The sequence below is a fragment of the Ochrobactrum sp. EDr1-4 genome (genome assembly GCF_049199085.1).
GTDB lineage: Bacteria > Pseudomonadota > Alphaproteobacteria > Rhizobiales > Rhizobiaceae > Brucella.
The window spans coordinates 76,689-91,230 of sequence record NZ_JBLZOF010000007.1 but is presented as its reverse complement, the minus strand read 5'-3'; the positions used below and the strand labels follow the sequence as shown (position 1 = coordinate 91,230).

Sequence of the window (14,542 nt, the reverse complement as noted above, 5' to 3'; positions counted from 1 at the left end):
AGCTTTGTGCCAGAGGTCAAAGGCCGCTGGCACAATCTTGCCTGCGCATTTTAATCAGAAGCGAAACCCGGTTTTGCACAAAATGCGCCCCAGATGAAGCGGAGGAGGGCCAATGCCAGCCTATATCTTCAAGCGGCTCATCGCAGTCGTTCCCGTACTTTTCGGGCTGTCCATCATCGTGTTTTTGGTGATGGCATCAATTCCCGGCGATACTGCCACAGCGCTGCTCGGCTCTTATGCAACGCCGGAAAATGTCGAGCGTATCAATCGTGATCTCGGCCTCGACAAACCACTTGTCCAGCAATATTTCATCTGGATCGGCAATCTGTTGCACGGCGATTTCGGTCGCTCCTTCGTGCTCAATCGTCCTGTTCTTGATGAGGTGCTGGAACGCTTTCAGGCAACGCTCATTCTGGCAGGAGTTGCTCTCGTGCTCTGTTCGATCTTCGGACTTTTCGCAGGCATTGTCTCAGCCGTTCGTCAGTTTGGCTGGGCAGATCGCACTATCACTTTCATCGTTCTGGCAGGCATTTCGATCCCGTCATTCTGGCTTGGCCTTCTACTGATTTATCTCTTTGCAGTGCATTGGCGCATCCTCCCGGCATCAGGCATGTATGCCGTCTATGGCGGCGGTGACCTCAAGGACCTTATCTGGCATCTGATCCTGCCAGCATCGACGCTTGCCGTCGTTGCTGCCGGTGTGATTGCCCGGTTGACGCGCGGCGCAATGCTTGAAGTGCTGCGTCAGGATTATATTCGCACCGCACGCGCCAAAGGGCTCAATGAGCGTCGCGTAATTTACGGCCACGCCTTTCGTTCAGCCCTTGTCAGTGTCATTCCCGTTATCGGCATTCAGGCAGGCTTCGTGCTGGGCGGTGCGGTCTATATCGAGACCGTGTTTCAATGGCCCGGTATCGGCGCCATGCTTGTGAAGGCAATTTCGACCCGCGACATCCTGCTTGTGCAGGGCGGCGTGCTGATCGTGGCGGCCAGCTATGTGCTGTTCAATCTGCTCGCCGATGTCCTTCAGACCATCCTAGATCCGAGGATACGCACATGAGTGCCGTTTCGGAAACCTACGCGCCAGCCACTTCTGCACGCCTGTCGTCATGGCGTCTGCTGATGAGCAATCGTCTGGCAGCTTTTGGCTTTTTTCTGCTCGCGCTCATCTGCGTGCTGATAATACTCGTGCCAATCCTTCCATTACCCAACCCGAATGCGACAGCACCTGCAAACCGGCTGCAACCCGTCTTCTCTGCAGGTCATCTGCTGGGCACAGACCAGCTTGGACGCGATATTCTGAGTCGCCTTCTCTGGGGCGCACGGGTCTCGGTCGCGGTTGGCTTTGCAGCCACGCTGATTGCCGCCGTGATCGGATCGGCTGTCGGCATCGTCGCAGGCTATGCAGGCGGGCGCACCGACAACTTTATGATGCGCGGCATCGATATGCTGATGGCCTTCCCCTATATCCTGCTGGCTCTTGCAATCGTTGCAGCGCTCGGACCGGGATTGATGAATGCGCTTTATGCAATTGCTGTCGTCAATATCCCGTTCTTTGCACGTAATGTGCGCGGCACAACACTCGGCCTTGCCAATCGCGAATTTGTGGATGCTGCCCGGCTTTCTGGCAAAGGGCACATTTCAATCCTGCTTACCGAAGTGTTGCCCAACGTTTTGCCGGTTATCGTCATCACCATGTCGACCACGGCAGGCTGGATGATCCTTGAAACGGCAGGCCTCAGCTTTCTGGGTCTTGGAGCGCAGCCGCCACAGGCTGATCTTGGCTCTATGCTCGGAGAAGGCCGCGCGCAGATGTTCACGGCACCACATGTTTCCATCGTGCCGGGCCTGATGATCTTTCTGATTGTCATCAGCCTCAATGTGCTGGGCGATGGCATCCGCGATGTGCTTGATCCCCGTTTGCGCTCCGGTGCTCTCGCACGCCCAGGCTCGGTAACGGCAATCGCCAGGAACAGAACCGTGCCCAAGCCAAGGACGCTGGATGCAGCCCTCGCGGTCGAAAAGCTCGAAACAGGCTTCGTCAACAATGGCATCTACACGCCTGCGGTCAACAGTGTTTCCATGCATCTTAATCGCGGTGAATGTCTTGGCCTGATTGGCGAAAGCGGCTCAGGCAAAAGTGTCACCGCACTCTCCATCATGGGGCTGGTGGCCTCACCACCCGGTTTGATCCGCAACGGCGCCATCTATCTTGACGGCGAAGATGTACTCGACATGAGCGAAACCGAACTGACCGCCATGCGCGGCAGCAAGGTCGCCTATGTCTTTCAAGATCCGTTGACCACGTTGCACCCGATGTATTCAATCGGCAAGCAAGTTGAAGAGGCAATCGCTGCGCATAAATCGATCAGCGCATCCGAACGCCGGGCGGAAGCTATCGCCTTGCTGGAGAAAGTGGGTATTCCGGATGCAAAGGAGCGTGCAGATCATTACCCGCACCAGCTTTCCGGTGGTCAGCGTCAGCGTGTCGGCATAGCCATGGCACTTGCAAATGATCCCGACATCATCATCGCTGATGAACCGACCACCGCACTTGATGTGACCGTACAGGCGCGCATTCTTGAGCTTTTACGCGATCTCCAGCGCGAACGCGGAATGGCGCTTTTGTTCATCACTCATGACTTCGGCGTCGTCTCCGAAATCTGCGATCGCGTTGCCGTCATGAAAGACGGGGTGATTGTCGAGACAGGGACCGCCAGAGAGGTGCTCGCCAATCCGCAACATAGCTATACCAAGGGGCTGATTGCCTGCGTGCCGGAACTTGGCAACGGCAAGGACTTCTATGAGCGCGTAGCAAAGCTGTTCAGTCGCAAACAGACGGAGGCCGCCACATGAGTCAGGCTGCAATCAGCGTCCACAATCTGAGCAAAACCTTTGGTGGCGGACGCACATTTTTCGGCAGACAGCGCCATGCAGTTGAAGCGGTCAAGTCTGTGTCGCTCAATCTCGCGCGCGGCGAAACACTGGCAATTGTAGGCGAAAGCGGATCAGGAAAAAGCACGTTGGCGCGAATGCTGGTGGGGCTTACAGAGCCGAGCGAGGGCACGATGAAAATCGCCGGGCAGGATGCCAGCGCGCTTCGCCGCTCTGGTCCGCGGGCTTTTGGCAAGGTGATCCAATATGTGTTTCAGGACCCGGCGGCGTCGCTTAATCCGCGCAAGACCATCCGGCAGATACTGGAAACACCCCTGAAACTGCTGGGTGAACTTGATAGTCAAATGCGCCAAAAGCGGATGGAAGAACTGCTCGATGCCGTTAAGATGCCAAATGATACTCTTCTGCGCTATCCGCATGAATTTTCCGGCGGGCAGGCACAGCGTATCGCCATTGCCCGCACACTTGCAGCAGATGCCGAAATCATCGTGCTGGATGAGCCGGTAAGTGCGCTTGATGTCTCCGTTCAGGCGCAAGTGCTGCTGCTGCTCGATGAGCTCAAACAGCAGTTCGGACTGTCCTATCTCTTCATCAGCCATGATCTTGCGGTGGTGGAAGCCATCAGCGATCGCGTTGCTGTCATGTATTATGGAGAAATCGTCGAGGAAGCGACCGCCGGGGACCTTTTTGCGAAGCCACAACATGCCTATACACGTCAGTTGATAGACAGCGCGCCGCGCATGAAAAGAGATTAGCAGACAAGTAGAAAAATTAGGAATAATAGTCTTATGGAATTTAGGTTACAGATGAGAGATCGACGGCGTGACGTTTCACATGCCGCTTCAGAATGAAATACCGGCATTGAATTTCCTCCTTAAGCCCACCATTTGGTAAGCGATGCCAAAAGAAAAAGAAGGCGCAAGTGTCGCCACTGAGTTGATCAAAACATGGGAGTTGCCGTTATCGGCGACACTCGGTTCTTCTGTACGCGCTAAGGGTATTTTACAGGACATTAGGGCCAGACTTCCCATAACGGTCCGCAAAGCCCTTACTCTGGACTCAAAAACACTTATCTTGACTGCATCCTACAATTTGCGAACGACTTTCCGTGCTGCAATAACGATTGTGGATGAAGCGCTCAAAAACATCGCTGTTTTACCCATTATTCCGCGTGAAATTGAAGATATTCTAGTAATCACGAGTACGGAAAGGCGCAGATGGTTAAATGATGGGCGCCTGTCGAGCGCAGGGACCCGCACAGTCCGATTAAGAGGTCGGGCAAAAAAGATAACCTTCCATGTTTTTGATATCGAGTTAATCGAAGATATTCTGGATCGCGATATGGTAATGATTTGGCGTGAAGAAGATTTGGTGACTGCGTCTGAAAACAGGCGACGCGCGGCAATGAAAGCGAAACTTCTCCGGGCTACTAAAATTAAAAAGGCTAGTGCACTTAATTCGGAAGCAAACATTGCAGAACCGAAACTGCAAGGCTGGGATGAGTTTAATCTGGATGGATTTTTAAAGTAAAAATCAATTCGATAAATGCTCTTCGTGTTATATTCTGAATGCCGCTTCGCTTACTCAAGACTTGTTAATATTTCCCGATCCAGCTCGTTGCTCCCTATGTAAATTGTTCTTCACACGATATTGAATCAAGCGCGGTTGGCACTAAGTCATCAGTAATATCATTGGATGGCAAAAATGAAAAGCAAAGCATTCGCAATTCTATTGCTTTCTGCTCTTACAGGGTGTGTCGGCAATGATGCCCTCAATAATCAAACACGCATTGTTCCGGTAGAAAACTTTGAAGCAAATCGCTATCTCGGAAAATGGTATGAGCTTGGTCGCATAGAGAATAGCTTCGAGCGTGGCATGACAAAAACAACTGCCCATTACTCGTTGAATAAAGACGGAACAATCAAAGTCATCAATGCGGGTTTTGATCCTGCAAAGGGGGCATATCGCAGCGCTATCGGTAAAGCAAAGTTCGCCACTACACCAAATGTAGGCGCACTCAAGGTCTCGTTTTTCGGACCGTTTTACGGTGGTTATAATGTGGTCGCACTCGATAAGAATTATCAGTGGGCAATCATAGTTGGTCCGAACCCTGATAAATATTTTTGGATTCTCTCGCGGAAACCCAAGCTGAATAGTTCTCTTAAAAGCAAGGCATTATCTGTTGCAAAAAATATGAGAATTAATCCTTCAAAAATAATTTGGGTCTCACAAAATTCGGCTATTAATTAAATAGTATTTCCCGGTTTTTTATCTGTACTATGGAGCAAATAAAAATATGGTATATAGACTTGGAAGCATGAGGACAAAATATTATTTTCTTACTCCGAAGATACCGTTGAATTTTTCTCAATCTCCTTAGCGATATGATCCTTACCGTTAGAGAATAATGCAAGTGTGACAAGAGCAAAGACCATTATAATAATTGCCACATCGAAGGCATTAACAGCGCAAGCGATGCCAATGGCACCGGTAGACCAGAGGCTTGCTGCAGTAGCAGTTCCCTTAACTGAGGTACTCAGGCGCAAAATCGCTCCGCCACCTATGAAACCCATGCCTGTAATAACCCCTTCTATGATGCGAGCCATCGCTTCTGGATTATCCGCAGTTAAGCCTTCAGTGGCTTGCACAAAGCCACAACTCGCGACTGCCACAAGCGGAAATGTTCTGAGACCTGCGCTGCGTTCCTCTCGCTCGCGATGCCAACCAATTGGCAAAGCTAATATGTACGCAGCAGCCAAGGTTATAACATGCGGCCAGACATTAAAATTATCCGCATTCAAGACTTCATGAAGTGCCGATTGAAACTGATCCATCATTTTCCCACACGCGACTATTTCGCGTGCTTAACGATTATTTTTGAATAACGTTCCATCATTAATCACTGTATTGAAATAGCTGCGACGAGTCGGTCATATCGTCTTGCATAAATGAATGCATCAAATTTAAATTCTTTCTTAGGGATCGAGCCATTGACCTATTGTGCAAGTTAAGCGTCTCAAGGGCCCTGTTACCTTAACCTAAGCGTAAGCATCAGTGGCGATAACGGGTGATTACCGAACCACTTTTTCTTCGCTTTATCGTCGCCACCGTTATCCCGTTGAGATAATTGCCGAAGCTGTATGGTTGTATTTCCGCTTTCCATTGAGCTTTAGCATGGTTGAAGATATGCTGGCATATCGCGGGATCATCGTCACATATAAGACTTTCCGCGAATGGGCTGAGAAGTTCGGGCAAGCCTATGCCAATACCATCCGTCGTCGTACGCCCCGGCGAGGTGACGAATGTGTGATATCCATCAAAGGTGAGCATCACATTCTTTGGGTAGCGGTTGATCAGGATGGCCTTGTACTGCATGTCCTTGTTCAAAAACACCGCAACACTAAGGCAGCCAAGCGTTTCACGCGCAAACTACTCTGTGCTCAGGGCTGCGCACCACGAATTATGGTCACCGATAAACTAAGATCATATGGCGCTACCAGACGAGCAATAGGCCTTGGTGTTTGCAATCATCGCCAGCATAAAGGTTTGAACAATCGGGCAGAGAACTCGCATCAGCCGTTCCGACGACGAGAGCGTGTTATGAAGCGCTTTAAATCAGCACGACATTTATAAAAGTTCGCTTCCATTCACGATCCTATTTACAACCTGCATTGCTTGATAAGAAATACTTTCAGTCCCGACTGATCACCGTGAATTACGACAAGCCGCAACAAGCATGTGGTGCGAAACTGCATGCTTGAAATCTGCATAACAGGGGAGCCAAAGAATGACTTACGTCTGTACTCTGCTTAACGTAACAGTGCCCTGCCCACTATTACGCCGCCTGTTGGTTGGCGCTTACGGTCAGGTGGATACCAAGGGCTTTCATCACACCAAGGAGTGTTGAAAGCTTAGGGTCGCCTTTTTCGCTCAGGGCTTTGTAAAGGGCTTCGCGGGTTACGCCTGCTTCTTTCGCAACATTGGTCATACCAAGAGAACGAGCAATGTCTCCGAGAGCCATAGCAATATCCTTGCTATCGCCATCTTCAAAGGCGGCTTCGAGATAAGCAACTCGATCCTCTGGTGTTTTCAGGTAATCGAGAATGTCAAAACGGGAGGTTTCGAGGGGCATATTAAATCTCCTTTGCCATCTGCTTCGCCAGTGAAATGTCTCGGCTTTGTGATGACTTATCGCCGCCGCACAACAGCACAACAATGGTTGACCCCGTTGTTACAAAATAAATCCGATAACCGGGGCCGCAGGTAATCCGCATTTCGCTGACACCTTCTCCAACGGCTTTCACGTCACCGGGATTGCCAAGCTCCATTCTACGGATGCGTGTGTAACAATCCTTAGACGAGCATTGTTGTCCCGAAGCTCGGCGAGCCATTTAGCAAATGTTGTGGTTTTGCGAACTTCGATCACGCGTAATCTTTAGTTTACAAAGAAGCGTTTGTCAATAGAAATGTGAACTTTAGATTACATCAGCATTATGTAACGAAGGGGTGATGGCGTTATCCCTGCCTGCTCAGGCTACTGCACCCACGACATCATCCATTTGCCCATGTCGTTCGTGAAGCTGATTTCTAGCCACCACCCCAAGAACAATAATGCTGAAATCAAACTCAGTGCTGTCACCGTCGATATCGCTTTGTTCAAATAAAAATACCCCACCGAGTAAGCAAATAAGATGGCCGGTTTGCGTGAGGGGAGACAATACGCAGTGCGCTGGAGAATTGTAAATATGACAAACATCATTTCGCAAAACATGGTTGTCACTACGGCGTAGTCGGGCACGAGTGACAAGCCTTGGTCTGCGTGGCGCAATTATGTGAACCGTGGCAACGTGGTCGCGGTGTTTGAAGATGCGCTTCACCCGGCAAGCAATCTGGGAAATACGAACACGGCTCTCGTTTGGCGCTCAACCTCACTAGATAAACAGACCGTCGATATTGAGCTGGGCGGTAGCGTCCCGATTGGTGGTGTCATGTCTGGATGGCGCCCGTTTGGCAGTATGATTTTGGTGATGATTTAGCTTTGCGGGTCGGGTGCAGTCATGTCTTCGGCCTGGTTATGCAGCACGATATGATCGCTGGCCCTGATGCTTTCCGCGAGAACAGATCCTTATCATAGGTATTGCCAAGTTGTTTGAGGTAGGCCGCAGATACCCGTTGGGCACTGTTAACCTTAACTCCGGTGTAATATTATGTGACGATAATAGGGCATGACCGAACCTCGTTCTTCGCTTTATCACCGCCACCGTTATCACGTTGAAATAATTGCCGAAGCTGTATGGTTGTATTTCCGCTTTCCTTTGTGCTTTAGCATGGTTGAATACATGCTGGCATATCGCGGGATCATCGTCACATATAAGACTTTCCGCGAATGGGCTGAGAAGTTCGGGCGACTAACTACCTGATAGTCCACGTTTTCGTCCGCACCCCCAACTTAAATTTTTAAAAAATGGCCGGTGAAAAAAGGATGTCTCACCGGCCACAGCATTGCTCAATAGGATTTAGAACTTTACGCTAAGCTTGGCCTTACCCGAGTTCTGATTAAAGCTCGAACCATGCTGACCAGAATATTCAAGACCCAGTGTCGTATGGTTACCGAGATCGATATCAAAACCAGCCTTGATAATCGCAGTATCCTTGGCAATTGGTGCACCAGCCACCTCAAATACTGTTCCAGCATCAAACGCAGCAGCCGCAGTCGGTATAGTTTCGCCATAGGCGTGCTGCCAGCCGACTGTTCCGTTGAGCTTGGCATTCATGCTACCGAACACCACAGGAGCAGAAACACGAAGACCAAGCGTAGTAAACGTAGTTGTCGTTGTTTCTTTTCCAATCTGAAGCGCAGCATTGCCACCATGCTCGTTAAAGCGGTCTGTTTGCAGACGCACTACAGCAACATTCGCAAATGGCTCAATCGCAGTTCCACTCAGATCGAAACGATGTGAGAGTTCACCAAAAGCCTGGAAGGTATTTGCGCTGTAATCCGTATCAAGACTCTCTGCGAAGCCCGGGAAGGCGACAAAGCGATCAGTTTCGATTTTGTGCCAGCTATAGGCAACGCCTGCTTTGAGCAGTGTCGCGTCCCATTGAGTGCCACCATAGATGCCTAGATGATAATTATCGCTGTGACCTGACGAGTCGCGATCATTCACATCGAAGCTGGTGTGGCTATATCCTGCGAGAGCACCCAGTCTCCAGTTTTCGACAACTTCCGCATCATAACCTGCAACGAAGCCACCCGTGGATTGCTTCAACCTAGCCGCATTTCCGTCAGCTGAGGTTTGACTCCATTGACCAAGCGCCTGCCCCCAGATTGCTGCGCGAGTTGCGGAAATCTGAGCTGAATCGGCATCTGTTGCGACCGACGAGGATGCAGCATTTCGCTCACCACCAAATGCTGCGCCAATGCGATCCATAACTGCATTTCGAACAATGGAACTGTCATTGATGATCGCAGTTCGCGTTGAAGCATGAACTTCACCCGAAAGAGCATTGAATGCGCGGCGCGCATTATCTTCGCTGTCCTGCATGACGACCGTATCGTAAACAGCGTTGTCAGCACCAAGCTCTTCCACAGCGAGGGCTACCGACTTCTGATTACTTGTCTTTGCTGTGGCAATGAAGTCGACATCGTTACGAGCGATATCAAGGTAAACCGCATTGGCGTCATAAGCCAAACCGAGATCTACAAAAGGCATGTTCTGGCTCATATCGCCAAATGTACCTGTGATGCCGCCTTCAGCACTCAGAATGGTGTAACGCTTGCCCGGCATATAGGTGCCAGCAGCCTTTTCTACATAAACCTTAGCGCCACCAAGCGCTGCGGTTCCACTCACATCGATACGGTCACTTTTACCGGCGGCATCAATTTCAGCAACATAAGTAGCTCCCGCATCAAATTCCAGGTTGCCGGTAACCTTCAGCGTGCCAATTGAATTGCCCGGCGCTATGATACTGCCAGCACCAGCGTAAAGTCCGCCGATGAAGCCAGCACCACTAAGATGTGCGCCGTTTTCAACGCTAACCGTGCCGCCAAGGAAGGCACCTGAATGGGATGCATCACCGATGACCAGACCGCCTTCTTTTACAGTTGTACCACCTGTATAGATGTTGGCACCATTAAGAACCAGAACACCTGTGCCGGACTTCGTAAGGCTACCAGTACCGTCCATGTTACCGTCAAAACGCGTATTGGCAGACTGGTTTACAGTCAAAGCTGCAGAGCCAAGGCTCAACGTTCCGCCCTCACCCATCAGTGACGACATGCTCACATTGAAATTATTGAGATCAAGCTTGCCACCATTCAAGGCGAAAGCCGTGTTGTTGACGAATGCACCATCTACACCAGCCTGAAGCACACCGCCTTCAACCAAAGTTCCGCCAGTATAGTTGTTTGCCTGCCCAAGAACGAGCGTACCGGGTCCACGCTTGAGAAGAGCGCCCGCGCCCGTGGCTTGCTGCAACAATGTCACGCGGTTGTTTGCATCAGCGATGTCGATCCATCCAAGCCCTTCAAGCGACACGGTGCGATCCAGTGTTTTCATATCGCTGCCGGTTACGCGCAAACCGCCATCAATGAGACGCAGGCGAGCAGCGGCATTGCCAAGAGCTGCATCTTCGCTGACGAGGATCGTTCCGCCGTCGGTGACTGCTGTTTCACCAATGAAGGAATGATCATCAATACAATAGTCCTTGATGGCCTGCTGGAAGCGCGCATCGGTGCTATCGCAGTTGAGCAATGTCTTCTTCTCTTCAAGCGTCAGATCGTTCAGGTTTGGTGTGCCATTGGCATCCGAAATCTGGCCAAGATAGAGATCTGTACGATGGTTGTTTCGCGTAAGAACAAATTCCTTGTTCTTGTCCTCAAAACCATAAGCATTGGCACCCCAAACAAGGCGTGTTTTCTGGACTTGGTTTTCCGAATAGGTCTGCAACTGAGGCCCGACCCAGCGGAAATCGTGCGCAACGGGTTCATGATCCGAGATTGCTTCTGGCTGGCGGCCCGGCCGAGTCACTTTTACGTCTTTAATCACCCCAGTATAGGGATCATTGGGATCATCTACAATCTCATACCACTTCCCGAATGGTCGCGAGACGAGGAAATGGTCGATCTTGGCGCGGTCCCAGCTCGCCCAGGTATTGGTTGCGTCTTCGCCTGCCGATGGCCATGTGGTGCTACCATCGTTTAGATCATGTGGCTTGAAACCTTCACGGGCCGCATCAGTCTGAAGCAGCATATACTGCTTCTTGAGAACATTCATGGTAACTGGCGTGTTGTTATCAACCGCATAGGTTTCTTCTTGCAGACCAACATCCTTACCAGCTCTGTAGGCGACTGAAAGAGCGTCACCCCATTGCTTCCACGACAGGCTGTCGATATTTTGTCCAGCATATGCTTCCTGTATGACCGCGCGCATAGTCTGCTGATTGGCGTTGAGAACATATTGCCGTGTCAGGTCGCGGTAAAATGGATTGCCGTCAGACTGCTGCATCAGTCTGATTTGTGCATCAATATGATGAAGTCCACGCTCAGAAACATCACCAGCATTGAAATCGCCAAGAACGATGATTGGCTGATTAAATCCCTTTGCCCATGTATTGAGGGCTTTGGCTTCGTTCAGGCGACCAGTTGAACCATCTGCATAATCAAGATGAACCGTACCGATCATTGTCTGCGGGCGGGAACCTTGGGCATCCAGCTGAGTGTAGCTGACATAGCGCCCCTGCGTCGATCCACCCAGATTAAGTGTTCCAAACGTGCCTGGCAGACGCGAAATAATACCCACATCGCCGACTTGCACGTTGCCGTAAGTGCCACGACCAGCGGTTTGGAGAAAATCGGGGATACGCGTAACGTAAGTACTACCGTTGATTTCCTGCATACCGAGGACATCAAAATTGGCGGCTGCCATAAAATCCGCGGTCAGTTCCGGGCTCTGTTTGAACTTGTTCCAAATATTGAGCGTCATGACACGAATGTCATAGCTATCGGCCGCGCGTGCCGGAACGGCGGCTATACCTGCAACTGCAACACCACATAAAAGCTGCGCAGTTAAAGCAATAAGTTTTCGGTTACGTTTGGTTGTCCCCGGAACCATCCCTTAGTCCTTTTCTTGGAAAATACATCCATTTCATCAATGTGACAGCCGGATTGATCATCCAACTTCACCTGACGCTGAAATGACAGAGTTTAATGTCACTTTTATTACATTTTACTCTAGGGCGGCTTTGGAAGACTCAATTTCCTCGCTCCATGAACAGTAAATGTCATTAATATTACATTTTTATTTGCTATAGCCTCTGGGAGTTCTTGTGGCCTAAGCCCACAATTTCCTTGCCTATTTGAACCTGGGAATGAGAGATGGATCTGAGCAACAACGCGCATAAGGATGCGACAGCAAATATGAGCGAACTTTCTGGTTCCGGTGGCAAAAAGAAAGAAATCCGGCAGCAAATGCTGCTTCAGTGGATTGAGAACAGCCATTATGTTTCGTTGGAGGAGATCGCTGAACGATTTCGCGTTACTACGCAAACAGCCCGACGTGACATTGCGGATCTGGAGCATCAGGGCAAAGTCAGAAGGTTACATGGTGGCGTATCACAGCTAGCTCCGCTGGACCCCATCACCTATCGTCAGCGCAGGCATGATAGGGCCGATGAAAAGGCTCGAATTGCTGAAGCAGTGGTCGCGCTCATTCCCGATAACGCCACTATTTTTCTTGACACTGGCACCACATGCGAAGCAATTGCCAATGCGCTTGTAAGCAGAGAACGCCTGCATGTTGTCACATATAGTCTGAGATCCGCCGCCATTATTAGTGAGAAAACGGATTTCACTTTAGCAGTTCCTGGTGGCTTTGTTCGACCTATCGATGGTGGCATGTTTCAGGAAGATACACCGGAATTCATCCGACGCTTCAAGTTCGACTATGCAATCATTTCCGTCAGCGGCGTTGATAATGACGGCGATCTATGTGACGACGACCATACGGAAGTGGCCGTCGTTTCAGCCGCATTGCGGCAGGCAGCACACAAGTTACTGGCAGTGGACAGTTCAAAATTCGGTAAACGTGCAATGGTCAGACTTGGTTCAATTCACGAAATAACTGCAGTCATAACAAATGAAATGCCAGCACCGATTTTGACAGGCCTACTTGAGGAAGCCAATATCTCTATTATTCTCTCGTCGTAGAAGCATTTTTGCTGGCTCCCTAAGACTCATGAGAGACTGCTCCAAAAAGGATTGAACGATTCATTCGATGGGGATCACGATAGCTTAGACTGCAGCCGCTCGTCGACAGTATGAACGTCGGAACTCGCGTTACGCAAGCGATTTAACGGATGCAGAACGGGTTGCCATCTGCGTGTTATGTCTGCACCGAGCCGTCTTGGGCGCCTCGCAAGACGGATTTGCGTGAGGTGTTCAACGGGCTGCTTTATCTTGCTTCATCAGGTGGCGTATGGCGGTCTTTACCATCGGTTTTCCACCATTCTCCACGGTGCAAAATACTTTTATCGATGGCGAGATGAAGGGATGTTGCGCAGGATCAACAACGCGCTCGTAACGGCAGCGCGCGAGTTGGCCGGGAAGCAGCCTAGCCTTACCGTTGGCGTGGCTAATTGCCAGTAAAGATTCTCAATTCCAATTCAAGTCCGTCGACCCGTGTATCACTAAGAAGCGTGATGGATATTAGAAGCCCATTGTCGACCTCCTTAACTTATAATGCAAGGTATTCAAAGCACTTCGACATATAAGATAACCTCGAGCTTTTGTCTTGTTGTCCGCAACTCAAATTGTTAGAAGTTAAAATAGATAATTTGAGGAAGATCAGGGTAATGATCAATAAATATGAGCCGCGGCCTCGCACCAGGGGCAGTCTTGTTGTCAAAACAAGTGACGAGCTTAAAGAGGCGATCCAAGCTGGCACTTTTAAGCCAGGAATGAAATTGCCAAGTGAAGCGAAGCTAACGGAATCTATGGGTGTGAGCCGTACAGTCATTCGAGAGGCTATCGCAGCGTTGCGCGCAGACGGTCTTGTTGAAGCACGACAAGGAGCAGGTGTGTTCGTGCTTGAAGCGCAGCCGCAAGAGACATTGCCGTTTCAAAACCTGAATTACGAGCGAATTTCGTCTGTTATTGAGCTTCTTGAGCTGAGAACAGGCGTCGAGATCGAAGCTGCCGGACTTGCTGCCGTAAGGCGCTCACCGCAGCAGGAAGAAAATATATTCATTTGCCACCGACAGGTTCTGTCCTGCCTTGAAGCTGGACAATCCACGGCCGAGGCGGATTTTGCATTGCATATTGCCATAGCCGACGCATCCAACAATCCGCGGTTTCGAGAGTTCCTGACGATGATCGGTAACGGCGTCATCCCACGCGCAGCTCTTCAGCCTGGTAATGATACAAGTTCTGGCAATTATATCGCTCACCTGCATAAAGAACATGAGCAGATTATTGAGGCTATCGCAACCGGAGATGAAGATGGTGCACGAGAAGCGATGCGTAGCCACCTGAAGGGCAGCCAGATGCGGTATCGCGCAATTTTGCGGCAGGTACGCGATAACTTATAATATAAGTTGTTGACACTCATCATCTGACTCTACTACAGTCCATATGAAACTTCGCTCTAAA

At 50.2% G+C, this 14,542-nt stretch carries 11 protein-coding genes and 3 pseudogenes; 10 read left to right on the top strand and 4 right to left on the bottom strand.

The window, feature by feature from the left end; translation table 11 throughout:
• Positions 1–112 precede the first annotated feature (112 nt).
• The 5 genes from ACOZHT_RS18820 to ACOZHT_RS18800 all read left to right on the top strand — a co-directional run bounded on the left by ACOZHT_RS18820 (position 113) and on the right by ACOZHT_RS18800 (position 5,145).
• On the top strand, positions 113–1,060 hold the full coding sequence (locus tag ACOZHT_RS18820) for an ABC transporter permease (RefSeq protein ID WP_339514697.1): 948 nt from the start codon (positions 113–115) through the stop codon (positions 1,058–1,060).
• Positions 1,057–2,856 (top strand): dipeptide/oligopeptide/nickel ABC transporter permease/ATP-binding protein, encoded by a 1,800-nt coding sequence (locus tag ACOZHT_RS18815; protein WP_339514695.1) that lies wholly within the window; start codon positions 1,057–1,059, stop codon positions 2,854–2,856. Before ACOZHT_RS18820 ends, ACOZHT_RS18815 begins: the two co-directional genes overlap by 4 nt.
• The gene (locus ACOZHT_RS18810; RefSeq protein ID WP_421566226.1) at positions 2,853–3,650 is read left to right on the top strand and encodes an ATP-binding cassette domain-containing protein; all 798 of its coding nucleotides are present in this window, start codon (positions 2,853–2,855) and stop codon (positions 3,648–3,650) included. Before ACOZHT_RS18815 ends, ACOZHT_RS18810 begins: the two co-directional genes overlap by 4 nt.
• A 142-nt stretch (positions 3,651–3,792) precedes the next feature.
• A complete protein-coding gene (locus ACOZHT_RS18805; protein WP_339514691.1) occupies positions 3,793–4,425 on the top strand; it encodes a hypothetical protein in 633 nt (210 codons plus the stop codon).
• A gap of 174 nt (positions 4,426–4,599) precedes the next feature.
• The gene (locus tag ACOZHT_RS18800) at positions 4,600–5,145 is read left to right on the top strand and encodes a lipocalin family protein (RefSeq protein WP_339514689.1); all 546 of its coding nucleotides are present in this window, start codon (positions 4,600–4,602) and stop codon (positions 5,143–5,145) included.
• Between the two features lie 89 nt (positions 5,146–5,234).
• Here ACOZHT_RS18800 and ACOZHT_RS18795 read toward each other — a convergent pair whose 3' ends face one another.
• Complete coding sequence (locus ACOZHT_RS18795) at positions 5,235–5,729, bottom strand: MgtC/SapB family protein (RefSeq protein WP_339514743.1); 495 nt, start codon at positions 5,727–5,729, stop codon at positions 5,235–5,237.
• A gap of 226 nt (positions 5,730–5,955) precedes the next feature.
• On the opposite strand from ACOZHT_RS18795, the pseudogene ACOZHT_RS18790 reads away from it, so the two are divergent.
• Positions 5,956–6,667 (top strand): annotated as a pseudogene (locus ACOZHT_RS18790) (IS6 family transposase).
• Between the two features lie 63 nt (positions 6,668–6,730).
• Here ACOZHT_RS18790 and ACOZHT_RS18785 read toward each other — a convergent pair.
• Positions 6,731–7,027 carry an addiction module antidote protein gene (locus ACOZHT_RS18785; RefSeq protein WP_339514684.1) on the bottom strand — a complete coding sequence of 99 codons (297 nt, stop codon included), beginning with the start codon at positions 7,025–7,027 and terminating at the stop codon, positions 6,731–6,733.
• Position 7,028: 1 nt separating this feature from the next.
• Positions 7,029–7,321: pseudogene (locus ACOZHT_RS18780) on the bottom strand (type II toxin-antitoxin system RelE/ParE family toxin).
• A 406-nt stretch (positions 7,322–7,727) separates the two neighbouring features.
• On the opposite strand from ACOZHT_RS18780, the gene ACOZHT_RS18775 reads away from it, so the two are divergent.
• Positions 7,728–7,931 carry a hypothetical protein gene (locus ACOZHT_RS18775; RefSeq protein WP_339514682.1) on the top strand — a complete coding sequence of 68 codons (204 nt, stop codon included), beginning with the start codon at positions 7,728–7,730 and terminating at the stop codon, positions 7,929–7,931.
• 189 nt (positions 7,932–8,120) lie between these two features.
• Positions 8,121–8,300 (top strand): annotated as a pseudogene (locus tag ACOZHT_RS18770) (IS6 family transposase); the annotation flags it as partial.
• A gap of 111 nt (positions 8,301–8,411) precedes the next feature.
• Here ACOZHT_RS18770 and ACOZHT_RS18765 read toward each other — a convergent pair.
• On the bottom strand, positions 8,412–12,008 hold the full coding sequence (locus ACOZHT_RS18765) for an autotransporter domain-containing protein (protein WP_421566225.1): 3,597 nt from the start codon (positions 12,006–12,008) through the stop codon (positions 8,412–8,414).
• A 263-nt stretch (positions 12,009–12,271) separates the two neighbouring features.
• Here ACOZHT_RS18765 and ACOZHT_RS18760 point away from each other — a divergent pair, with 263 nt between their 5' ends.
• Both ACOZHT_RS18760 and ACOZHT_RS18755 read left to right on the top strand, forming a co-directional pair.
• The gene (locus ACOZHT_RS18760) at positions 12,272–13,102 is read left to right on the top strand and encodes a DeoR/GlpR family DNA-binding transcription regulator (protein WP_339514678.1); all 831 of its coding nucleotides are present in this window, start codon (positions 12,272–12,274) and stop codon (positions 13,100–13,102) included.
• Between the two features lie 644 nt (positions 13,103–13,746).
• Positions 13,747–14,481, top strand: a complete 735-nt coding sequence (locus ACOZHT_RS18755; protein ID WP_339514676.1) for a FadR/GntR family transcriptional regulator — start codon at positions 13,747–13,749, stop codon at positions 14,479–14,481.
• Positions 14,482–14,542 lie beyond the last annotated feature (61 nt).